Raw genomic sequence first — 22,994 nt, forward strand, 5'->3', positions numbered from 1 at the left:
CTTTTTTTGCGTAATACAGGAGTAAGCGCAGATGTTTCATTTTTTACCAGGAGTAAGATAAAGCATTGGCTATTCTTTAAGGGTGACTTAGTACCGGAGGTATTAAGTTGTTGCCTGAAGGTGGGACGACGCAGAGAGGATGCACAATTGTGCTGCGCCGTTCAGGTCAAAAAAAGTGTCACTACCTGATGTCGAAAATCAGTTGGAAGGGGTGACACCATAAAACAGGATGACAACCATGTCCGTTCGTATCGATAGAGACGTGATTAATGCGCTAATTGCAGGCCATTTTGCGGATCCTTTTTCCGTACTCGGTATGCACCAAACTGATGCTGGACTTGAAGTCCGCGCCCTATTACCTGACGCCACCGAAGTGTGGGTGATCGAACCCAAAACCGGACGCAAAGTCGGCAAGCTGGATTGCCTCGACTCTCGCGGTTTTTTCTGTGCAGTACTTCCCCGCCGTAAAAATTTCTTTCGCTATCAGCTGGCCGTTGTCTGGCATGGACAGCAGAATTTGATTGATGACCCTTATCGTTTTGGCCCGCTGATCCAGGATATGGATGCATGGCTGTTATCTGAAGGTACGCATCTGCGACCTTACGAAACGCTGGGTGCGCATGCGGATACCATGGATGGCGTCACCGGTACGCGTTTCTCCGTCTGGGCGCCCAACGCCCAGCGTGTTTCGGTGGTTGGTCAGTTCAACTACTGGGATGGCCGTCGCCACCCGATGCGCCTGCGTAAAGAAAGCGGTATCTGGGAGCTGTTTATCCCCGGCGCGCAGCATGGTCAGCTGTATAAATACGAGATGATCGATGCCAACGGTAAGCTGCGAATCAAAGCGGACCCTTACGCCTTCGAAGCGCAAATGCGCCCGGAAACCGCGTCACTTATTTGCGGTCTGCCGGAAAAAGTAGTGCAAAGCGAGGAGCGTAAAAAAGCCAACCAGTTTGATGCGCCGATCTCTATCTATGAAGTACATCTGGGTTCATGGCGTCGTCATACCGATAACAACTTCTGGCTGAGCTACCGCGAACTGGCGGATCAGCTGGTGCCTTACGCCAAGTGGATGGGCTTTACCCATCTCGAACTGTTGCCAATTAACGAGCATCCGTTCGACGGTAGCTGGGGCTACCAGCCTACCGGCATGTATGCGCCGACCCGTCGCTTCGGGACGCGCGATGATTTCCGCTATTTCGTTAATGCCGCGCATCAGGCGGGGCTGAACGTCATTCTCGACTGGGTGCCGGGCCATTTCCCATCGGACGACTTTGGCTTGGCAGAGTTTGATGGCACCAATCTGTATGAGCACAGCGACCCGCGCGAAGGGTATCACCAGGACTGGAACACGCTGATTTACAACTACGGTCGCCGTGAAGTCAGCAACTACCTGGTGGGTAATGCCCTGTACTGGATTGAACGTTTTGGGATCGACGCGCTGCGCGTGGATGCCGTGGCGTCGATGATTTATCGCGACTACAGCCGTAAAGAAGGGGAATGGATCCCGAACGAATTTGGCGGTCGTGAAAACCTCGAAGCCATTGAATTTTTGCGCAATACCAACCGCATTCTTGGCGAACAGGTGCCGGGTGCGGTGAGCATGGCGGAAGAGTCCACCGATTTTGCTGGCGTCTCCAGACCGCAGGACATGGGCGGTTTAGGGTTCTGGTATAAGTGGAACCTGGGCTGGATGCACGACACGCTGGACTACATGAAGCTGGATCCGATTCATCGCCAGCATCATCACGACAAGCTGACCTTCGGCATGCTGTACAACTACACCGAAAACTTTGTCCTGCCGCTGTCGCACGATGAAGTGGTACACGGTAAAAAATCCATTCTCGACCGCATGCCGGGAGACGCATGGCAGAAGTTTGCCAACCTGCGCGCCTACTACGGCTGGATGTGGGCCTTCCCGGGCAAGAAACTGCTGTTTATGGGCAACGAGTTTGCGCAGGGACGTGAGTGGAACCATGACGCTAGCCTCGACTGGCATCTGCTGGAAGGCGGCGATAACTGGCACCACGGCGTACAACGACTGGTGCGCGATCTGAACCACACCTACCGGCATCACAAAGCGCTGCACGAGCTCGACTTTGACGCTTATGGCTTTGAGTGGCTGGTGGTGGATGACAACGAACGTTCGGTGCTGGCGTTCGTCCGTCGTGACAAGGTCGGCAATGAAATCATCGTGGTCAGTAACTTTACGCCTGTGCCCCGCCATGGCTATCGCTTCGGTATCAATCAGCCAGGCAAATGGCGTGAGATCCTCAATACCGACTCGATGCATTACCACGGCAGCAATACCGGCAACGGTGGAGCGGTGCACAGCGATGAAATCGCCAGTCATGGTCGTCAGCACTCACTGAGCCTCACGTTGCCGCCGTTGGCCACGATCTGGCTGGTTCGGGAGGAGTAATGACGCAACTGGCAACCGGCAACGCCACCCCCCATGGTGCAACGTATGACGGCCATGGCGTCAATTTCACACTCTTTTCGGCCCACGCTGAACGCGTTGAATTATGCGTATTCGATGAGCAAGGGTGCGAACTTCGCTATGACCTGCCGGGGCGTAGCGGTGATGTCTGGCACGGCTATCTCGCCAACGCCCGGCCCGGTCTGCGCTATGGCTATCGCGTCCATGGCCCATGGCAACCGCAGCAGGGCCACCGGTTTAATCCGGCCAAGCTGCTGCTTGATCCTTGCGCCCGTCGGGTGGATGGCGAGTTAAAAGATAACCCGCTGCTGCACGGTGGGCTAAATGAACCGGATCATCATGATAATGCCACCATCGCGCTGAAGGGCGTGGTGGTGTCCGATCATTATGACTGGGAGGATGATGCCCCGCCGCGCACGCCGTGGGGCAATACCGTGATTTACGAAGCGCATGTCAAAGGGTTGACGTATTTGCATCCTGACCTGCCGGAAGAGATTCGCGGAACCTACAAAGCGCTGGGCCATCCAGTGATGATCGATTACTTCAAGCGCCTCGGCATTACCGCGTTGGAGCTGCTGCCGGTGGCGCATTTTGCCAGCGAACCACGGCTTCAGCGGCTGGGGCTGTCGAACTACTGGGGCTACAACCCGGTAGCGATGTTCGCGCTGCATCCGGCCTATGCCTGTTCGCCGGAGAGTGCGCTTGATGAGTTTCGCGATGCGGTAAAAGCGCTGCACAAAGCGGGGATTGAGGTCATTCTCGATATCGTTTTGAACCACAGCGCCGAGCTGGATCTCGAAGGGCCCGTCTTCTCGCTGCGCGGAATTGATAACCGTAGCTATTATTGGATCAGGGACGATGGTGATTACTACAACTGGACCGGTTGTGGGAACACCCTCAATCTGAGCCATCCGGGCGTTGTGGAATACGCATGTGAATGCCTGCGTTACTGGGTTGAAACCTGTCATGTGGATGGTTTTCGTTTTGATTTGGCTTCCGTCATGGGGCGTACACCTGCGTTTCGTCAGGATGCGCCGCTGTTTACCGCGATCCAAAACTGTCCGCTGCTCTCACGCGTTAAGCTGATTGCGGAGCCGTGGGATATTGGTGAAGGCGGGTACCAGGTGGGGAATTTCCCTCCGCCGTTTGCCGAGTGGAATGACCATTTCCGCGATGCGACGCGACGCTTCTGGCTCCAGCGTAATCTCTCGTTGGGCGAGTTTGCCGGGCGTTTTGCCGCATCCAGCGACGTGTTTAAACGCAATGGTCGCCAACCCAGCGCGACGGTCAATCTGGTGACTGCGCACGACGGTTTTACGCTACGCGACTGTGTGTGCTTCACAAATAAGCACAATGAAGCGAATGGTGAGGAAAATCGCGACGGCACTAGCAATAACTACAGCGACAATCATGGTAAAGAAGGATTAGGCGGCACGCTGGACCTGATTGAGCGGCGGCGCGACAGCATTCATGCGCTGTTAACCACGCTGTTGCTCTCCCAGGGGACGCCGATGTTGCTGGCGGGCGATGAGCATGGTCATAGCCAGCACGGCAACAATAACGCTTACTGCCAGGATAACGCCCTGACCTGGCTGGACTGGCAGCAGGCAAACAGCGGGCTAACCACATTTACCGCTGCCCTGATCCATCTTCGTCAGCAAATTCCTGCATTAACGGACGATCGCTGGTGGGAAGAGGGCGATGGCAATGTTCGTTGGCTGAATAAGTACGCACAACCCTTAAGTGCGGATGAGTGGCAAAACGGCCCGAGACAGATGCAAATCCTGCTTTCAGACCGTTTTCTGATTGCAATAAATGCCACGCTTGAGGTGACAGATATCGTTTTACCTGAAGGGGAATGGTGTGCCGTTCCCCCATTTGCCGGAGAGGATAATCCGGTGCTTACGGCTGTCTGGCAGGGACCTGCGCACGGACTGTGTGTGTTCCAGAGAAGATAAAAAAGGAGTTAGTCATGGTGAGTTTAGAGAAGAACGATCGTGTAATGTTGGCGCGCCAGCTGCCATTAAAATCTGTTGCCCTGATTCTGGCCGGTGGCCGCGGTACCCGCTTAAAAGATTTAACCAACAAACGTGCCAAACCTGCTGTGCACTTTGGCGGTAAGTTCCGCATTATCGATTTTGCCTTATCCAACTGTATTAACTCCGGGATCCGCCGTATTGGCGTGATCACCCAGTACCAGTCTCACACGCTGGTGCAGCATATTCAGCGTGGCTGGTCGTTCTTTAGTGAAGAGATGAACGAGTTCGTCGATCTGCTGCCTGCTCAACAGAGAATGCAGGGTGAAAACTGGTATCGCGGTACGGCGGATGCGGTGACCCAAAACCTGGACATCATTCGACGCTATAAAGCGGAATATGTGGTGATCCTCGCGGGCGATCATATCTACAAGCAGGACTACTCACGCATGCTGATCGACCACGTCGAGAAAGGCGCGCGTTGCACCGTGGCCTGTATGCCAGTGCCTATTGAAGAGGCCAGCGCGTTTGGCGTGATGGACGTGGACGACACCGATAAAATTATCGAGTTCGTTGAAAAACCCGCCAACCCGCCGGCTATGCCAGGCGACCCGACCAAATCTCTTGCCAGTATGGGGATCTACGTTTTCAACGCCGATTACCTGTATGAATTGCTGGCGGAAGATGATCTCGATGAAAACTCCAGTCACGATTTCGGCAAAGACATTATCCCGAAAATCACCGAAGCTGGCATGGCGTATGCACATCCATTCCCGTTGTCCTGCGTACAGTCTGACCCAGAATCCGAGCCGTACTGGCGTGACGTGGGTACGCTGGAAGCCTACTGGAAGGCGAATCTCGATCTGGCTTCAGTGACGCCTGAACTGGACATGTACGACCAGGACTGGCCAATCCGTACGCACATGGAATCGCTGCCACCGGCAAAATTTGTTCAGGACCGTTCCGGCAGCCACGGAATGACGCTGAACTCGCTGGTTTCTGGCGGATGCATTATTTCGGGTTCAGTGGTGGTGCAGTCCGTTCTGTTCCCACGAGTGCGGGTGAATTCATTCTGTAACATTGATTCGGCAGTGTTGTTACCTGAAGTGTGGGTGGGACGTTCGTGCCGCTTACGTCGTTGCATTATCGACCGTGCCTGCGTTATTCCCGAAGGCATGATAATTGGTGAAAACGCGGAAGAAGATGCACGTCGTTTCTACCGTTCAGAGGAAGGTATTGTACTGGTCACGCGTGAAATGCTGCGCAAACTGCAGATCAAACAGGAGCGATAATGCAGGTTTTACACGTTTGTTCAGAGATGTTCCCCCTGTTAAAAACCGGGGGACTGGCGGATGTTATTGGGGCGTTACCAGCCGCGCAAATTGCCGATGGCGTGGATGCCCGCGTGTTGCTCCCGGCGTTTCCTGATATTCGTCGCGGCATTCCCGATGCGCAGGTGGTGACGCGTCGGGATACCTTCGCCGGACGTATCACGCTGCTGTTCGGGCATTTTAACGGCGTGGGTATTTACCTGATTGACGCGCCGCATCTCTATGACCGCCCCGGTAGCCCGTATCACGACACTAACCTGTTTGCGTATACCGATAACGTACAGCGTTTTGCATTGCTGGGCTGGGTTGGCTGTGAAATGGCCTGTGGCCTTGACCCATTCTGGCGCCCGGATGTGGTGCATGCGCACGACTGGCATGCGGGGCTGGCCCCGGCGTATCTGGCGGCGCGCGGCCATCCGGCGAAATCGGTGTTCACCGTCCACAACCTGGCGTATCAAGGCATGTTTTATGCAAAGCATATGGATGACATCCAATTGCCATGGTCGTTCTTTAATGTGCACGGACTGGAGTTCAACGGGCAGATTTCGTTTCTGAAGGCAGGGTTGTACTACGCCGACCACATTACGGCGGTGAGTCCAACCTACGCGCGGGAAATTACCGAGCCGCAGTTTGCCTACGGGATGGAAGGTCTGTTGCAGCAACGTCATCGTGAAGGACGTCTTTCCGGCGTGCTGAACGGCGTTGATGAAAAAATCTGGAGCCCGGAAACCGATCTGCTGCTGGCATCGCGATATACGCGCGACTCGCTGGAGGAGAAGGCGGAAAACAAACGTCAGCTTCAGATAGCGATGGGACTTAAGGTTAACGATAAAGTGCCGCTGTTTGCAGTAGTCAGCCGTCTGACCAGTCAGAAAGGGCTGGATCTGGTGCTGGAAGCGCTGCCGGGGTTGTTAGAGCAGGGTGGACAGCTGGCATTGCTAGGCGCGGGCGATCCGGTATTACAGGAAGGATTCCTCGCTGCGGCGGCGGAACATCCGGGGCAGGTGGGTGTGCAGATCGGCTATCACGAAGCCTTCTCGCACCGCATCATGGGTGGGGCCGATGTGATATTGGTTCCCAGCCGTTTTGAGCCATGTGGCTTAACGCAGTTGTATGGATTGAAGTACGGCACGCTGCCACTGGTGCGGCGCACCGGTGGGCTGGCTGATACAGTCTCTGACAGTTCGCTGGAAAACCTGGCGGACGGTATCGCCAGTGGGTTTGTATTTGAAGATAGTAATGCCTGGTCGCTGTTACGCGCGATCCGGCGTGCTTTCGTATTGTGGTCCCGGCCTTCGCTGTGGCGGTTTGTACAACGTCAGGCCATGACTATGGATTTTAGCTGGCAAGTCGCGGCGAAGTCATACCGTGAGCTTTACTATCGCTTGAAATAGATATCCAGGAATCACCTATATGAATGCTCCATTTACTTATGCATCGCCCACACTCAGCGTAGAGGCACTTAAGCATTCTATTGCCTATAAGCTGATGTTCACAATTGGTAAGGATCCGGTCATTGCCAATAAACATGAGTGGCTGAACGCCACGTTGTTCGCGGTGCGCGATCGTCTCGTGGAGCGCTGGCTGCGTTCTAACCGTGCGCAATTATCCCAGGAAACTCGCCAGGTCTATTACCTGTCTATGGAGTTTCTGATTGGCCGCACGCTTTCCAATGCACTGTTATCGTTGGGTATTTATGACGATGTCAAAAATGCGCTGGAAGGTATGGGGTTGGATCTTGAAGATCTGATCGACGAAGAAAACGACCCGGGTCTTGGCAACGGTGGTCTAGGACGTCTGGCTGCCTGCTTCCTGGACTCTCTGGCAACGCTGGGTCTGCCGGGACGCGGCTACGGTATTCGTTATGACTACGGCATGTTCAAGCAGAACATTGTTGATGGCCGACAGAAAGAGTCACCGGACTACTGGCTGGAATACGGTAACCCGTGGGAATTCAAACGTCACAACACGCGCTACAAAGTGCGTTTTGGCGGGCGTATTCAGCAGGAAGGTAAGAAAACGCGCTGGATAGAAACCGAAGAGATCCTCGCGGTTGCCTACGACCAGATTATCCCCGGGTACGACACCGACGCCACCAACACGCTGCGCCTGTGGAATGCCCAGGCCAGTAGCGAGATTAATCTCGGTAAGTTTAACCAGGGCGACTATTTTGCGGCGGTGGAAGATAAAAACCACTCCGAGAACGTCTCCCGCGTACTGTACCCGGACGACTCCACCTATTCAGGGCGCGAACTGCGCTTGCGTCAGGAGTATTTCCTGGTCTCCTCCACGGTGCAGGACATTCTGAGCCGTCATTACCAGCTGCACAAAACCTACGACAACCTGGCGGATAAAATCGCCATTCACCTGAACGACACCCATCCGGTGCTGTCGATCCCTGAGCTGATGCGACTGCTGATCGATGAGCATAAGTTCAGCTGGGACGATGCGTTTGAGGTCTGCTGCCAGGTCTTCTCGTATACCAACCACACCTTGATGAGCGAAGCGCTGGAGACCTGGCCTGTCGATATGCTGGGCAAAATTCTGCCGCGCCATCTGCAAATCATCTTTGAGATCAACGACTACTTCCTGAAGACGTTGCAGGAACAGTATCCGAACGATACCGCTCTGTTGGGGCGGACGTCGATTATCGATGAGTCTAATGGCCGTCGCGTGCGTATGGCGTGGCTGGCGGTGGTGGTGAGCCACAAGGTTAACGGCGTTTCCGAGCTGCACTCCAACCTGATGGTGCAGTCGCTGTTTGCTGATTTTGCGAAGATTTTCCCGACTCGTTTTTGCAACGTCACCAACGGCGTGACGCCGCGCCGCTGGCTGGCGCTGGCTAACCCGTCGCTCTCTGAAGTGCTGGATGAGAATATTGGCCGCACCTGGCGAACCGATCTCAGCCAGCTCAGCGAGCTTGAGCAGCACTGCGATTACCCGCTGGTAAATCAGGCGGTGCGCCGTGCGAAGCTGGAGAATAAAAAGCGTCTGGCCACGCTCATTGCCCAGCAGCTTAACGTGGTGGTGAACCCGAAATCGCTGTTTGATGTGCAGATCAAGCGTATTCACGAATACAAACGGCAGTTGATGAACGTGCTGCATGTGATCACCCGCTACAACCGCATTAAGGCCGATCCTGACGCTGAGTGGGTGCCGCGTGTGAATATCTTCGCCGGTAAAGCGGCTTCCGCTTATTACATGGCGAAACATATCATTCACCTGATCAACGACGTCGCTAAAGTGATCAACAACGATCCGCAAATTGGCGACAAGCTGAAAGTGGTGTTTATCCCCAACTACAGCGTCAGCCTGGCGCAGGTGATTATTCCTGCTGCCGACCTGTCTGAGCAGATTTCTCTGGCCGGGACCGAAGCCTCCGGTACCAGTAATATGAAATTTGCTCTCAACGGAGCGCTGACCATCGGGACGCTGGACGGTGCCAACGTTGAGATGCTGGAGCATGTGGGCGCAGAAAATATCTTTATCTTTGGTAATACGGCGGAAGAGGTCGAGGCTTTACGCAGCCAGGGCTACAAGCCTCGTGAGTATTATGAGAAAGACGAAGAGCTGCACCAGGTGCTAACGCAGATTGGCAGCGGGGTGTTCAGCCCTGAGGAGCCGGGACGCTATCGCGACCTGGTGGATTCGCTGATCAACTTTGGCGACCATTATCAGGTACTGGCGGATTATCGCAGCTACGTTGATTGCCAGGATAAGGTAGACGAACTGTATCGTCATCCGGAAGAGTGGACCACCAGGTCGATGATTAATATCGCCAACATGGGCTACTTCTCGTCGGACAGGACGATCAAAGAGTACGCCGAAAATATCTGGCATATTGATTCGGTGCGCTTGTAACACACGATGCCGGGGGCGCTTCGCTTGCCCGGCCTACGTTTATGCACTCTTGTAGGCCGGATAAGGCGCTAGCCGCCATCCGGCATTTTTATCAGGAGGCCAGCGACAGCTGGTGTTTCTCGATATACTCCGCCAGCCACTGGGTCATGCGCGACTGCTGCTCAGCGTTCAGCCACATCCCTTCTTTCGTGCGACGCCACAACGCATCTTCCGCACGACGAACCCATTCGTGATCGACCAGATATTTCAGCTCGGCCTCATAAAATTCATGGCCAAAGTCTTCACCTAACTCGGCAAGCGAGGTGGCTTCGCCGATGACCCATTCGGTGTTGCTGCCGTAGGTACGAGAGTAATGGCGCGCCAGCGATTCGGTCAGGAACGGGTAGCGACGGCGCAGTTTGGCCGCGTAATCTTCGCGATCGCCGCCAATGTCACCGCCTGGCAGAATGCACTCTTTCGTCCACGCCGGACCAATTCCCTGATAGTACGATGCCAGTTTTTCCATCGCGTGCTCAGCCAGCTTACGATAGGTCGTCAGCTTACCGCCAAAGACCGACAGCAGCGGCGCTTTGCCGTTTTCGTCGTGGATATCCAGCGTGTAATCACGGGTGATCGCCTGCGGTGAGTCAGACTCGTCATCGCACAACGGACGCACGCCCGAGTAAGTCCAGACGATATCATCACGGCCCAGCTGCTTCTTAAAGTGCGCGTTGTAAACCTTCAGCAGGTAATTGATCTCGCTTTCATCAATTTTCACCGCTTTCGGATCGCCTTTGTATTCAACGTCTGTCGTCCCGATGATCGAGAATTCGTCCATCCATGGGATAACAAACACAATGCGTTTATCTTCGTTTTGCAGAATATAAGCTTGCTTCTGGGTATGTACGCGCGGCACTACGATGTGGCTGCCTTTGATCAGGCGAATACCGTACGGCGATGGTAAGTGCATACCATCGTCGAAGAACTCTTTCACCCACGGACCGGTGGCGTTGACCAGGCCACGCGCCTGCCAGGTGTGTTTTTTGCCGGTATCGATATCTTCAGCTTCAACAATCCACAACCCGTTTTCACGGCGAGCAGAGGTGGCGCGAGTGCGGGTTAATACTTCTCCGCCTTTGCGTACGACCATTTGGGCGTTTGCCAAAACCAGCCGTGCATCGTCTACCCAGCAGTCAGAATATTCGAAACCGCGCACAATCTCAGGTTTCATTACGGAATCTGCGCCAAAACGCAAACCTGTAGAACTTGGCAAACTGGTGCGTTTGCCCAGATGATCGTACATAAACAAACCAATGCGGATCATCCACGCCGGACGCAGGTGCGGGCGGTGGGGCAGACGAAAGCGCATCGGGAAGGCGATATGCGGTGCCATTTTCAACAGCACTTCACGTTCGGCCAGCGCTTCGCTTACCAGACGAAATTCGTAGTGTTCCAGGTAGCGCAGGCCACCGTGGATGAGTTTGGAGCTAGCGGAAGAGGTGGCACAGGCTAAATCCTGCGCTTCCAGCATCAGCACGGATAAACCGCGTCCAGCGGCATCTGCCGCGATACCGGCACCGTTGATGCCTCCACCTATCACAATCAGATCTTTGGTTTCCATGCTGGCCTCTCGCACTTTCGTTATAGCTCATTAATGTTCGTTATCGAGCATAATAGCAAAGAATCGCGCCATTGGTAACATCGGATAAACAATTTACAGTGATACATATAACATTATGGCGTTTAACTGCCGTCGGGACGTACACTAAGCAGTAACATGTCCGAAAAGCGTCACCTGCCATATAAAGAAGAGAGAGCAATGGATCAGTTTGAATGTATTAATGTCGAAGAAGCGCATCAGAAGCTGCACCAGGGGAGCGCGGTATTAGTGGATATCCGTGATCCGCAAAGCTATGCCATGGGTCATGCCCCGCAGGCGTTTCATCTGACGAACGACACGCTGGGGACATTTATGCGCGAGCATGATTTCGACACCGCCGTATTGGTGATGTGTTATCACGGCAACAGCAGTAAAGGCGCGGCGCAATATCTTCTTCAGCAGGGCTATGACGCGGTTTACAGCGTTGATGGCGGCTTCGACGCCTGGCATCGACATTTTCCGGCAGAAGTGACATACGGTTCGTAAGCTAACAAAGATGCAGCCTGAAACGGGCAGGATATATATACTGTCCTCTTTTGTGTGGAATAAGCGACAGCAACCATGTTGATGATTACCTCTTTTGCTAACCCCCGCGTGGCGCAGGCATTTGTTGATTATATGGCGACACAGGGCGTTATCCTGACGATTCAACAACATCAGCAAACGGATGTCTGGCTGGCGGATGAGTCCCAGGCCGAGCGCGTGCATGCTGAACTGGCGCGATTTCTGGAGAATCCGGGCGATCCGCGCTACCTCGCGGCAAGCTGGCAGTCGGGTCAGACCGACAGCGGTCTGCGCTACCAGCGTTATCCATTCCTGGCCACATTGCGCGAACGCGCAGGCCCGGTAACCTGGTTGGTGATGGCCGCGTGTGTGCTGGTCTTTATCGCGATGAACGTGCTGGGCGACCAGGCGGTGATGCTCTGGCTGGCATGGCCGTTTGACCCTTCGCTGAAATTTGAATTCTGGCGTTATTTCACCCACGCTTTTATGCACTTCTCGCTGATGCATATTCTGTTCAACCTGCTGTGGTGGTGGTATCTCGGCGGTGCGGTTGAAAAGCGTCTGGGCAGTGGAAAGCTGATTGTTATTACCGTGATCAGTGCCCTGTTGAGCGGCTATGTTCAGCAGAAATTTAGCGGTCCGTGGTTTGGTGGCCTGTCTGGCGTGGTTTATGCGCTGATGGGCTACGTGTGGTTGCGCGGTGAGCGCGATCCGCAAAGCGGTATTTTCCTGCAGCGTGGTTTGATTATCTTTGCTTTGATCTGGATTGTTGCCGGCTGGTTTGATCTATTCGGCATGTCGATGGCGAATGGCGCTCATATCGCCGGGTTGGCCGTGGGTCTGGCAATGGCGTTTGCCGATACTATAAATGTACGGAAACGAACTTGATTCAAGTTTTGTGGTGCCGGAAGGCGATGTGCGTTTGGACCAATTTGTAGGCCGGATAAGCGACAGCGCATCCGGCAAAATTTCAGGGAACAACAATGAAGCAAACACAACGACATGACGCGATCATCGAGCTGGTAAAAAAACAGGGATACGTCAGTACTGAAGAGCTGGTGGAGCATTTCTCCGTTAGCCCGCAGACGATTCGCCGCGATCTTAACGATCTGGCCGATCAGAACATGATTTTGCGCCATCACGGCGGCGCGGCGCTGCCATCCAGCTCGGTCAACACCCCGTGGCATGACCGTAAAGCGACGCAGACGGCGGAAAAAGAGCGCATTGCCCGCAAAGTTGCCACGCAGATCCCGAACGGCTCAACGCTGTTTATTGATATCGGAACCACGCCGGAAGCGGTGGCCCACGCGCTGCTTAATCACAGCAATTTACGCATTGTGACCAACAACCTCAATGTGGCGAATACGCTAATGGCGAAAGAGGATTTCCGCATAATCCTCGCCGGTGGTGAACTACGTAGCCGCGACGGCGGTATTATGGGTGAAGCGACCCTCGACTTTATTTCTCAGTTCCGTCTGGACTTCGGCATCTTAGGGATCAGCGGCATCGACAGCGATGGTTCTCTGCTGGAGTTTGATTATCACGAAGTTCGCACCAAACGCGCGATCATTGAGAATTCACGGCATGTGATGCTGGTGGTGGACCACTCGAAGTTTGGGCGTAACGCGATGGTGAATATGGGCAGCATCAGCATGGTGGATGCGGTGTATACCGACACGCTGCCGCCTGCTGGCGTGATGCAGGTGATTGCTGACCATCATATCCAGTTAGAGCTGTGCTAAGGTAATTCCAGGCCTGATAAGCGTTGCGTATCAGGCATTAACTAAACGCCGTACCCCATCATCTTCAGCAGCTTCTGCGCATGTTGCACCGCATCCTGGCGATGTGCGACGCCAAGTTTTTGGTACAAATTGCGGATGTGCGTCTTGATGGTCGTGGCCGCGACGGCCAGCTCTCCGGCGATCTGCTCGTTGCTGTAACCCGAATAAATCAGTCCCAGAACCTGCCATTCGCGCTGGGTCAGCGGGCTGGTGCGGATAAGCTCCGGCACTTCCGGGTGAGTAAGCAGACGCTCAACAAACCCTTCATCGAAGTGGGCGAATTTATGGCGGTGGTGCTGGTTAATCTCACGCAAAATGCGCTGGGCGCGGTGCTGATCGAGCTCCGGTAAGGTATTAAGCTGAATCAGCTGACGCAGTTGTTGCGCCATGGCTTCGCCTTCGATAACAAAGTGGCTGATAAACCCGGTGCGGTTCGCCAGCTGTAGGGCGTCGAGTAACACACGCTGGGCGTCATTTTTGCGCCCTGCCTGCCAGTAGAGCTGATTAAGCAGCAGCAGGTTACGGTTCAGATCGCTCATCAGGCGCAGATTGCGCGCATTTTCATTCAACTCTTCCAGTACAATTTCAGCCGGTTCAAACTCGCCGAGCAGGATTTGTGCGCGAGCGATGTTGCGCCACTGGCTTTGCAGGAAGTGGTTATTGGCGAATTCCGGTTTCGGCGTGTGGCGCAGCCAGTTGGCGGCCGAGTTTTTGTCACCCACCATTTGCCAGTAAATCACCCGCACCTTATCGGCATTTGAGATCCAGTCGCTGTGATAGTGACCGTTGCCCAGCAGATTTTCCAGACGGTTGAGCAGGCTGCGAGCGTTATCGAGATCGCCCCGTGCCAGTGAACACTGAACCAGCAGCGCCAGACACTGTAGCTGTTGCTGCGGCTGGAAAGTGGAAAGCAGTTCAATACCGCTACGGGCAGAAGCTTCTGATTCATCCAGACGCGCCCATGCCCACAGTAGCTGCGCGCGAATACGTACTAGGAATTCGTGCATCGGCAGCTGTTCCAGGTGCTGCTCTTTGATCAGCTGGAACGCTTTTTCCTGAGTTTCCCAGGCGGCCTGTAAAAAGCCCTGGGCAAACAAAATTTCGCTTTGCTGGATAAGGCTCCACAGCGCGTAATGCCAGACGTCATGATGACGCGCCATTTGCTCGGTTTGCTGCATCAACGCCAGAGAGCGCGTGAGATCGCCCTTACAGTGCAGGACTTCGCCGTGCACCGAGGTAGCAACGATACGACTATAGAACCAGGCGATGGGTAACTCATCCAACGCCAGTTTCGCCAGGCGTTCGGCTTCGTCAGGATTTCCATCATTAATCGCTACCTGTGCGCGCAGGGCGTTAAATTCAGCGTGCAGCGTTGGTTCCATGTCGCCTTTCATTTCCTGCTCTGCGCGCGCCAGCAGGGTGTTAACCTCTCCGTAGCGGTGCTGGCTTTGCATCAGCCAGGCTTGTAAAAGAACCAAACGCGGATTTTCCAGCAGGCTTTCCCACGGCAGGGCTTTCAGCGACTCTTCCAGTAACGTCAGTTCGCTATGGTTAAACAGTCCCCACGCATGATTAAGCAGGATATCGCGCAGCATATGGGCGTCGCCGGCCGCCAGCGCGTGGTGGATAGCTTCGCTGGGGAAGCCTTGCGCCATCCAGCTTTCAGCTGCGGCGCGGTGTATTTCGGGCAGTTCGTTCGCCAGCTCCCATTGGCAGCGCTGGCGTAAAAAACTGCCAAACAGTGGGTGATAGCTGAACCACTCGCCAACGTCATCCATCCGCTGCAGGAATAACCCCTGGCGCTCAATTTCTTCCAGCCGCATCTGACCGTTTTCTTCCCCGGTAACGCGGACGATCAGCGCATCGTTCATGGAACGCAGAATGGCGCTTTTCAGCAGGAAGTGACGGGTACCGAGATCGACGCTGTCCAGCACTTCATCAACCAGATAATCGGACAAATGGCTGGCGTTGATCCCGGCGAGGCGTCGTGCCGACTGGTGCGCGGAATGATTGTTCTGGCGGGCGGAAAGGGCGATCAGTTGTAACGCAGTGGCCCAGCCAGCAACGTCATCGCACATCCGGCTGCTTTCTGCCGCTTCGATGGGGGAGGACAAACGTCGGTCGAAAAATTGTTTGGCTTCCTGATGGTTAAAGGCTAACTGTTGGCTGCCTATCTCCAGCAGTTGATCGCGTACCCGCAGGTTGGCAATACCCAACTGCGGCAGGTTGCGCGACAGCACGACCAACGTGAGGTTCTCAGGCTGATGACGCAGGAAGAAACGCATCGCTTCGTGAATGGCCGGATTAGAGATCAGATGATAATCATCCACCACCAGGTAGAGCGGGCGGTGCCACTCGGCCAGTTCGATAAATAGCTGGGCAAACAGTGATGTCAGGCTGGCGTACTGACGTTTTTGCACCATTGCTTCGCTGGTGGTGCAGTGTCCACCTGTTGCCTGTTGGATAGCGGCGATCAGATAGCTGGAAAAGCGCTCTTGCTGATTATCGCCCTCATCCAGAGAGTACCAGCCTAAATCATTTTTCCCTGCCGCCCATTGTGAAACCAGCGTCGTTTTTCCATAACCAGCAGGACTTGTTATCAGGGCAAGCCTGAAATTGTTCGCGCCGGAAAGTTTAGCCAACAGGCGCTCACGAACCACCGTATGGTCGAGTCGAACCGGACGACTTAATTTAGACGGAATCAACATAAGTTAGTCACTTCACTGTGTGAAAATAGGGAAGAATGATTTTTTTTGCGCTTCGTAATTAATAGATATAAGGTCGGCCAGATTGGTGTTTTATGCAAGCTAAGCGGACTTTTTGTGTGTCTGATTTTGCACTATGTCACAAATCTATACATCTATTGCAATAAATGTTTTAAAGAGTCGCAACAGGCGTGGCGACTGGATTCGTCGTTATTTTAACTGTGTCGAAAAAATCTCTTTTTTAGAGGGTTACTCGAACAGCTAATTAAAATCACCGAATTATGTGGCCGACTTAAAAGTTCTATATGAATCATCTTATCCGGCACAGATATTTCAGGTTAGAAACTATTTCTCTGTTTACATATTGTTTCCCATCGTCACTCCACTATTTGATATTGTCGATGTATCCCTTGTTATTAATGCGTCGTCTGTAGGGCGTTACAGGGGCGTTGTGTGGGGATTGCGCGAATTTACGGGTGATTACGCCCCCTTTAAGTGGCAGCGATCACACTTTTATGCTCATCCCCGCTCCTCCTCCCTCCCTAATCCGTGCCAGGATGAGGAATGTCAACAACGAGCCAGGCAAACTAGCGATAACGTTGTTTTATTACCTAAGGATCTGGAACCCCTATGTCACAGCCTACTTTCAACAAAGATCAATTTCAGGCTGCCCTGACGCGTCAGTGGCAGCGCTTCGGTTTACTGTCGGCTCAAGAAATGACGTCGCGCCAGTGGTGGCAGGCCGTGAGTGGGGCGTTGGCTGAGTTACTCAGCGCCCAGCCTGCGGCGAAACCGGCAAAAAATCAGCGTCATGTTAACTACATCTCGATGGAGTTTTTGATTGGTCGTTTGACCGGCAACAACTTACTCAACCTTGGCTGGTATCAGGCGGTGAGCGATGAGCTGAAAGCGAATGACGTCAACCTGACTGACCTGCTGGAAGAAGAGATCGATCCGGCGTTGGGTAACGGTGGACTGGGACGCCTGGCGGCCTGCTTCCTTGACTCGATGGCGACAGTCGGCCAGTCGGCGACGGGCTATGGCCTCAACTACCAGTATGGTCTGTTCCGTCAGTCGTTTGCCGATGGGCAACAGATGGAAGCTCCGGATGACTGGCATCGCGGCAGCTACCCGTGGTTCCGTCACAACGAGGCGCTGGATGTGCAGGTAGGTATTGGCGGCAAGGTCACCAAAGAAGGGCACTGGGAGCCAGGTTTTATCATCACCGGCCAGGCCTGGGATTTGCCGGTTCTCGGCTACCGTAACGGCGTCGCGCAACCGCTGCGTCTGTGGCAGGCCAGCCACGCGCACCCGTTTAACCTGACCAAATTTAATGACGGCGATTTCCTGCGCGCAGAGCAGCAGGGCATCGACGCCGAAAAACTGACGAAAGTGCTGTACCCGAACGATAACCACACCGCGGGTAAAAAGCTGCGCCTGATGCAGCAGTACTTCCAGTGCGCCTGCTCCGTAGCCGACATTCTGCGTCGTCATCATCTGGCAGGGCGTAAGCTGCACGAACTGGCTGATTACGAAGTCATTCAACTTAACGATACTCACCCGACTATCGCGATCCCTGAACTGCTGCGCGTGCTGATTGATGAGCACCAGATGAGCTGGGATGATGCGTGGGCGATTACCAGCAAGACCTTCGCTTACACCAACCACACCCTGATGCCGGAAGCGTTAGAGTGCTGGGATGAGAAACTGGTGAAAGCACTGCTGCCGCGCCATATGCAAATTATCAAAGAGATTAACGACCGCTTTAAGGCGTTGGTCGATAAAACCTGGCCGGGTGACGCTGAAGTCTGGGCGAAACTGGCAGTGGTGCACAATAAACAGGTACGTATGGCCAACATGTGCGTGGTCAGCGGTTTTGCGGTTAACGGCGTGGCGGCGCTGCACTCCGATCTGGTGGTGAAAGATCTGTTTCCGGAATATCACCAGCTCTGGCCGAACAAATTCCATAATGTCACCAACGGGATTACTCCGCGCCGCTGGATTAAGCAGTGCAACCCGGCGCTTGCCGCGCTGCTGGATAAATCGCTGAAAAAAGAGTGGGCTAACGATCTCGACCAGTTGATCAACCTGGAGAAATACGCCGACGACGCGAAGTTCCGCCAGCAGTATCGTGACATCAAACTGGCGAACAAAGAGCGCCTGGTGAAGTTTATTAAAGCGCGTACCGGTATTGAAATAACGACTAACGCTATCTTTGATATTCAGATTAAACGTCTGCATGAGTACAAGCGCCAGCACCTGAACCTGCTGCATATTCTGGCGTTGTACAAAGAAATCCGTGAGAACCCGCAGGCAGATCGCGTGCCGCGCGTATTCCTGTTTGGCGCAAAAGCGGCACCGGGTTACTACCTGGCGAAAAATATCATCTTCGCCATCAACAAGGTTGCGCAAACCATCAATAACGACCCGCAAGTGGGTGACAAACTGAAGGTCGTCTTCCTGCCGGATTATTGTGTATCGGCGGCGGAAATGCTGATCCCGGCGGCGGATATCTCTGAGCAGATTTCAACCGCAGGGAAAGAGGCTTCCGGCACCGGTAACATGAAGCTGGCGCTGAACGGCGCATTAACCGTTGGGACGCTGGATGGCGCAAACGTCGAAATCGCTGAGAAGGTGGGTGACGAGAATATCTTTATCTTTGGTCATACCGTGGAAGAGGTGAAGGCGCTCAAAACCAAAGGCTACGACCCGGTGAAATGGCGTAAGAAAGACAAAGTGCTGGATGCTGTCCTGAAAGAGCTGGAAAGCGGGAAATACAGCGACGGCGACAAGCATGCCTTTGACCAGATGCTGCACAGTATCGGCAAGCAGGGCGGCGATCCGTATCTGGTGATGGCGGACTTCGCGGCCTACGTTGAAGCTCAGAAGCAGGTTGACGTGTTGTATCGTGACCAGGATGCCTGGACCCGGGCGGCGATTCTGAATACCGCGCGTTGCGGCATGTTCAGCTCGGATCGCTCCATCCGCGATTATCAGGCTCGTATCTGGCAGGCGAAACGTTAAGGAATCGCGATGGAAAGCAAACGTCTGGATAATGCCGCGCTGGCGGCGGGGATCAGCCCCAATTACATTAATGCCCACGGTAAACCGCAGTCTATTGGTGCCGAAACCAAACGGCGTTTGCTTGACGCCATGCATCGCACCACCGCTGCCACTCAGGTGGCGGTAACCCCGGTGCCGAACGTCATGGTCTATACCGCTGGCAAGAAAATGCCGCTGGCGGTTGAGGGAAGCGGAGAGTTTAACTGGCTGCTGACCACCGAAGAGGGCGTGCAGCACAAAGGGCATGCCGTCGGCGGTAAATCTTTTAACCTTCCGGCGAAGCTGCCGGAGGGGTATCACACGTTGACCCTGACCCAGGGCGAGCTGCGTACCCATTGTCGTATCATCGTGGCACCAAAGCGCTGCTACGAACCGCAGGCGTTGTTAGCCGGGCAGAAGCTGTGGGGGGCATGTGTTCAGCTCTACACCCTGCGATCGGAAAAGAACTGGGGGATCGGCGATTTTGGCGATCTCCGCACCATGCTGGTGGATGTGGCGCAACGCGGTGGCGCGTTTATCGGGCTTAATCCGATTCACGCGCTGTATCCAGCGAATCCGGAGAGCGCCAGCCCGTACAGCCCGTCGTCACGCCGCTGGTTGAACGTTATCTATATTGATGTGAACGCCGTAGATGATTTCCGTCTGAGTAAAGAGGCGCAGGCGTGGTGGCAGAAACCTGCGACTCAGCAAGCTCTGCAACGCGCGCGCGATGCCGAGTGGGTTGATTATTCTGCTGTTACCGCACTGAAGATGACGGCGCTACGTATGGCGTGGAAAAGCTTCTCTGCGCGTGATGATGAGCAGATGGCGGCATTTCGCCAGTTTGTGGCTCAGGAAGGGGATAGCCTCTACTGGCAGGCAGCCTTTGATGCGCTGCATGCGCATCAGGTGAAAGAGGACGCATTGCGCTGGGGCTGGCCGGTGTGGCCAGAAGCTTTCCAGTCGGTGGACTCGCCAGAGGTAAAACGCTTCTGTGAAGCGCATCGTGATGACGTAGATTTCTACCTGTGGTTGCAGTGGCTGGCGTATACCCAGTTTGCTGACTGCTGGAAAACCAGCCAGGGGTTTGCAATGCCAATTGGACTGTATCGCGACCTGGCCGTTGGCGTGGCCGAAGGCGGGGCGGAAACCTGGTGTGACCGCGAGTTGTATTGCCTGAAAGCTTCGGTTGGCGCGCCGCCGGATATTCTCGGTCCGCTTGGGCAAAACTGGGGACTGCCGCCGATGGATCCGCACATCATCACGGCACGTGCTTACGAACCGTTTATCGAACTGCTGCGCGCCAATATGCAAAACTGCGGCGCGCTACGTATTGACCATGTTATGTCGATGCTGCGTTTGTGGTGGATCCCTTACGGAGAAACTGCCGATCACGGTGCCTACGTGCATTATCCGGTTGACGATCTGCTGTCAATTCTGGCGCTGGAAAGTAAACGTCACCACTGCATGGTGATTGGTGAAGATCTGGGTACTGTGCCGGTGGAGATCGTCAGCAAGCTGCGTGACAGCGGCGTCTACTCCTACAAAGTGCTTTATTTTGAGAATGACCATGAGAAAAACTTCCGTGCGCCGAAAGCGTACCCGGAACAATCAATGGCAGTCGCGGCGACGCATGACCTTCCTACGCTTAAAGGTTATTGGGATAGCGGCGATCTGACGCTGGGTAAAGCTCTGGGCCTGTACCCGGATGAAGTCGTGCTGCGTGGGTTGTATCAGGACCGAGAACTGGCGAAACAGGGGCTGCTGGACGCGCTGCACAAATACGGCTGCCTGCCAAAACGTGCCGGTCACAAGGCGTCCCTGATGTCGATGACGCCGATTCTGAATCGCGGCATGCAACGCTACATTGCTGACAGCAACAGTGCGCTGCTGGGCCTGCAGCCGGAAGACTGGCTGGACATGGCTGAGCCGGTCAACATTCCGGGGACCAGCGACGAGTACAAAAACTGGCGGCGAAAACTCACCGCCACGCTGGAGCAGATGTTTGCCGATGAAGGCGTGAATAAGCTGATTAAGGATTTGGATAAGCGCCGAAAAGCGGCCGCGAAGAAGAAGTAAAAAAGCCGGGGATTTCCCCGGCTTTTTTATGGTGATGACTCGTAGCACGTAGGCCTGATAAGCGTAGCGCCATCAGGCACTGTTTTATCAGACGACCATACCCAGCAGCAGACACCCTACCAGACCGCAGACGGAGATAATGGTTTCCAACATTGACCATGACTTGATGGTTTCACCGATGGTCAGGTTGAAGTACTCCTTGAACAGCCAGAATCCAGGGTCGTTCACGTGGGAGAAGATGACGGAACCGGAACCAACCGCAATAACCATCAGCTCAGGGCTTACGCCGGTCGTTGCAATCAGCGGTGCCACAATCCCACCTGCAGTAATCGCTGCAACGGTCGCGGAACCCAGTGCTATACGCAGTACCGCAGCGATAGACCATGCCATCAGCAGTGGAGACACGTTAGAGCCGTGCATCATTGAAGCGATGTATTTGTCCACGCCGCTATCAACCAGGACCTGTTTGAAGGCTCCGCCACCGCCGATGATCAACAGCATCATCGCGATGATTTTGATAGAGGACACCAGCGTGTCGTTAATCTGATCCATTGAACGCCCACGGTTCAGACCAAAAGTGAACATCGCAATCAGCACTGCAATCAGTGTTGCCATGACCGGGTCACCGAGGAATTCAGCAACCGTCAGGAAAGCATGACCTTTCGGCAGAATCATCTCCGCCACGGCGCGCATTGCCATCAGGATAACCGGGACCAGAGAGGTCCAGACGCTGACGCCAAAGCCTGGCATCTCTTCTTCAGTGAAGGTTTTTGCGCTGTACAGACCTTCCGGGATTGGCTTATCAATGCCTTTCAGGAAGCGAGCGTATACCGGACCGGCGAGAATAACGGTCGGGATTGCCAAAATCGTACCAAACAGCAGAGTTTTACCCATATCTGCGTGGAAAATGGTGGCAATAGCGGTTGGACCCGGGTGCGGCGGTAGGAAGCCGTGAGTAACGGACAGCGCAGCAGCCATTGGCACACCAACGTACAGCAGCGGGATGTTAGCAGCGGCGGCAATGGTGAATACCAGCGGCAGCATCAGCACGAAGCCGACTTCGTAGAACAGGGCAAAACCGACGGTGAAGCCGGTTAATACCACCGCCCATTGAATGTGTTTTTTGCCGAATTTAGCAATCAGCGTGGTTGCGATGCGCTGTGCGCCGCCACAGTCCGCCAGCATTTTGCCCAGCATGGCGCCAAAACCCATAATCAGGGCGAGGCTGCCAAGGGTTCCGCCGACGCCGGCTTTAATCGAACCGATGACTTTATCCAGTGGCATCCCTTGCATCAATCCGACAGCAAGCGCCACCAGGACGAGAGCGATGAAGCCGTTCATTTTGAAACGGATCATCAGGAGGAGTAACAAGATTACACCGATAGCAACGATGACTAATGGCATGATTTACCTGGCCTTTACTTTGTTATGGGTAACGTCAGTGTTTAGATGACAAATTCCGATTGTCCCGACCGGGAACAGAGTATTCTCAGCACCAATGCTGGTTGCCTGCAAAACTAATCAGTTTAGTTGGCTATTATGTGTGTGTTAGGTGCTGATGCGAATGATACGGGTAACATGCAGCGCTTGAAAATCACCTGGGCAGGCAAAATTTAAATTATGAGAGGCCGGTCAA

General features: G+C 54.3%; 13 protein-coding genes. 10 read left to right on the forward strand and 3 right to left on the reverse strand.

Going from position 1 to position 22,994, the window contains the following annotated elements:
- Nucleotides 1-238 precede the first annotated feature (238 nt).
- From glgB to glgP, 5 genes are read left to right on the forward strand one after another with little or no spacing between them, the layout of a single operon-like run.
- Nucleotides 239-2,422, forward strand: a complete 2,184-nt coding sequence (gene glgB / locus OGY83_RS14600) for a 1,4-alpha-glucan branching enzyme (protein WP_191234562.1) — start codon at nt 239-241, stop codon at nt 2,420-2,422.
- Nucleotides 2,422-4,398: a glycogen debranching protein GlgX gene (glgX, locus tag OGY83_RS14605; protein ID WP_079938125.1), complete on the forward strand. Its 1,977-nt coding sequence runs from the start codon at nt 2,422-2,424 to the stop codon at nt 4,396-4,398. The genes glgB and glgX overlap by 1 nt, the downstream gene beginning before the upstream one ends.
- Nucleotides 4,399-4,412: 14 nt before the next feature.
- Complete coding sequence (gene glgC, locus OGY83_RS14610; RefSeq protein ID WP_079938124.1) at nt 4,413-5,708, forward strand: glucose-1-phosphate adenylyltransferase; 1,296 nt, start codon at nt 4,413-4,415, stop codon at nt 5,706-5,708.
- On the forward strand, nt 5,708-7,141 hold the full coding sequence (gene glgA / locus OGY83_RS14615; protein WP_123268800.1) for a glycogen synthase GlgA: 1,434 nt from the start codon (nt 5,708-5,710) through the stop codon (nt 7,139-7,141). Before glgC ends, glgA begins: the two co-directional genes overlap by 1 nt.
- A gap of 19 nt (nt 7,142-7,160) precedes the next feature.
- On the forward strand, nt 7,161-9,608 hold the full coding sequence (gene glgP, locus OGY83_RS14620) for a glycogen phosphorylase (protein WP_079938122.1): 2,448 nt from the start codon (nt 7,161-7,163) through the stop codon (nt 9,606-9,608).
- Between the two features lie 91 nt (nt 9,609-9,699).
- Here the strand turns inward: glgP and glpD are convergent, their stop codons facing one another.
- Nucleotides 9,700-11,208: a glycerol-3-phosphate dehydrogenase gene (gene glpD / locus OGY83_RS14625; RefSeq protein WP_003023494.1), complete on the reverse strand. Its 1,509-nt coding sequence runs from the start codon at nt 11,206-11,208 to the stop codon at nt 9,700-9,702.
- A gap of 198 nt (nt 11,209-11,406) precedes the next feature.
- Here glpD and glpE point away from each other — a divergent pair, with 198 nt between their 5' ends.
- The 3 genes from glpE (at nt 11,407) to OGY83_RS14640 (ending at nt 13,493) form a co-directional block, all read left to right on the forward strand.
- Nucleotides 11,407-11,733: a thiosulfate sulfurtransferase GlpE gene (glpE, locus tag OGY83_RS14630; protein ID WP_079938121.1), complete on the forward strand. Its 327-nt coding sequence runs from the start codon at nt 11,407-11,409 to the stop codon at nt 11,731-11,733.
- Nucleotides 11,734-11,808: 75 nt separating this feature from the next.
- The gene (gene glpG / locus OGY83_RS14635) at nt 11,809-12,639 is read left to right on the forward strand and encodes a rhomboid family intramembrane serine protease GlpG (RefSeq protein ID WP_079938120.1); all 831 of its coding nucleotides are present in this window, start codon (nt 11,809-11,811) and stop codon (nt 12,637-12,639) included.
- 95 nt (nt 12,640-12,734) lie between these two features.
- Nucleotides 12,735-13,493: a DeoR/GlpR family transcriptional regulator gene (locus tag OGY83_RS14640; protein ID WP_003023499.1), complete on the forward strand. Its 759-nt coding sequence runs from the start codon at nt 12,735-12,737 to the stop codon at nt 13,491-13,493.
- 41 nt (nt 13,494-13,534) lie between these two features.
- Here the strand turns inward: OGY83_RS14640 and malT are convergent, their stop codons facing one another.
- Complete coding sequence (malT, locus tag OGY83_RS14645) at nt 13,535-16,240, reverse strand: HTH-type transcriptional regulator MalT (RefSeq protein ID WP_286636171.1); 2,706 nt, start codon at nt 16,238-16,240, stop codon at nt 13,535-13,537.
- A 627-nt stretch (nt 16,241-16,867) separates the two neighbouring features.
- On the opposite strand from malT, the gene malP reads away from it, so the two are divergent.
- Complete coding sequence (malP, locus tag OGY83_RS14650) at nt 16,868-19,261, forward strand: maltodextrin phosphorylase (RefSeq protein ID WP_286636174.1); 2,394 nt, start codon at nt 16,868-16,870, stop codon at nt 19,259-19,261.
- Nucleotides 19,262-19,270: 9 nt separating this feature from the next.
- Nucleotides 19,271-21,358, forward strand: coding sequence for a 4-alpha-glucanotransferase (gene malQ / locus OGY83_RS14655; RefSeq protein ID WP_286636175.1), 2,088 nt, complete (start codon nt 19,271-19,273; stop codon nt 21,356-21,358).
- 87 nt (nt 21,359-21,445) lie between these two features.
- On the opposite strand, the gene gntT is transcribed toward malQ, so the two are convergent.
- Nucleotides 21,446-22,762: a gluconate transporter gene (gene gntT / locus OGY83_RS14660; RefSeq protein WP_003023507.1), complete on the reverse strand. Its 1,317-nt coding sequence runs from the start codon at nt 22,760-22,762 to the stop codon at nt 21,446-21,448.
- Between the last annotated feature and the right edge of the window lie 232 nt (nt 22,763-22,994).

The sequence above is a fragment of the Citrobacter sp. Cpo090 genome, assembly GCF_030332665.1.
GTDB lineage: Bacteria > Pseudomonadota > Gammaproteobacteria > Enterobacterales > Enterobacteriaceae > Citrobacter > Citrobacter portucalensis.

Coding starts and splice junctions, on each gene's coding strand:
- malP (WP_286636174.1), top strand. CDS start 16,868: ATGTCACAGCCTACTTTCAACAAAGATCAATTTCAGGCTGCCCTGACG.
- malT (WP_286636171.1), bottom strand. CDS start 16,240: ATGTTGATTCCGTCTAAATTAAGTCGTCCGGTTCGACTCGACCATACG.
- OGY83_RS14640 (WP_003023499.1), top strand. CDS start 12,735: ATGAAGCAAACACAACGACATGACGCGATCATCGAGCTGGTAAAAAAA.
- glgC (WP_079938124.1), top strand. CDS start 4,413: ATGGTGAGTTTAGAGAAGAACGATCGTGTAATGTTGGCGCGCCAGCTG.
- glgP (WP_079938122.1), top strand. CDS start 7,161: ATGAATGCTCCATTTACTTATGCATCGCCCACACTCAGCGTAGAGGCA.
- glpG (WP_079938120.1), top strand. CDS start 11,809: ATGTTGATGATTACCTCTTTTGCTAACCCCCGCGTGGCGCAGGCATTT.
- glgA (WP_123268800.1), top strand. CDS start 5,708: ATGCAGGTTTTACACGTTTGTTCAGAGATGTTCCCCCTGTTAAAAACC.
- glgX (WP_079938125.1), top strand. CDS start 2,422: ATGACGCAACTGGCAACCGGCAACGCCACCCCCCATGGTGCAACGTAT.
- glgB (WP_191234562.1), top strand. CDS start 239: ATGTCCGTTCGTATCGATAGAGACGTGATTAATGCGCTAATTGCAGGC.
- gntT (WP_003023507.1), bottom strand. CDS start 22,762: ATGCCATTAGTCATCGTTGCTATCGGTGTAATCTTGTTACTCCTCCTG.
- glpE (WP_079938121.1), top strand. CDS start 11,407: ATGGATCAGTTTGAATGTATTAATGTCGAAGAAGCGCATCAGAAGCTG.
- glpD (WP_003023494.1), bottom strand. CDS start 11,208: ATGGAAACCAAAGATCTGATTGTGATAGGTGGAGGCATCAACGGTGCC.
- malQ (WP_286636175.1), top strand. CDS start 19,271: ATGGAAAGCAAACGTCTGGATAATGCCGCGCTGGCGGCGGGGATCAGC.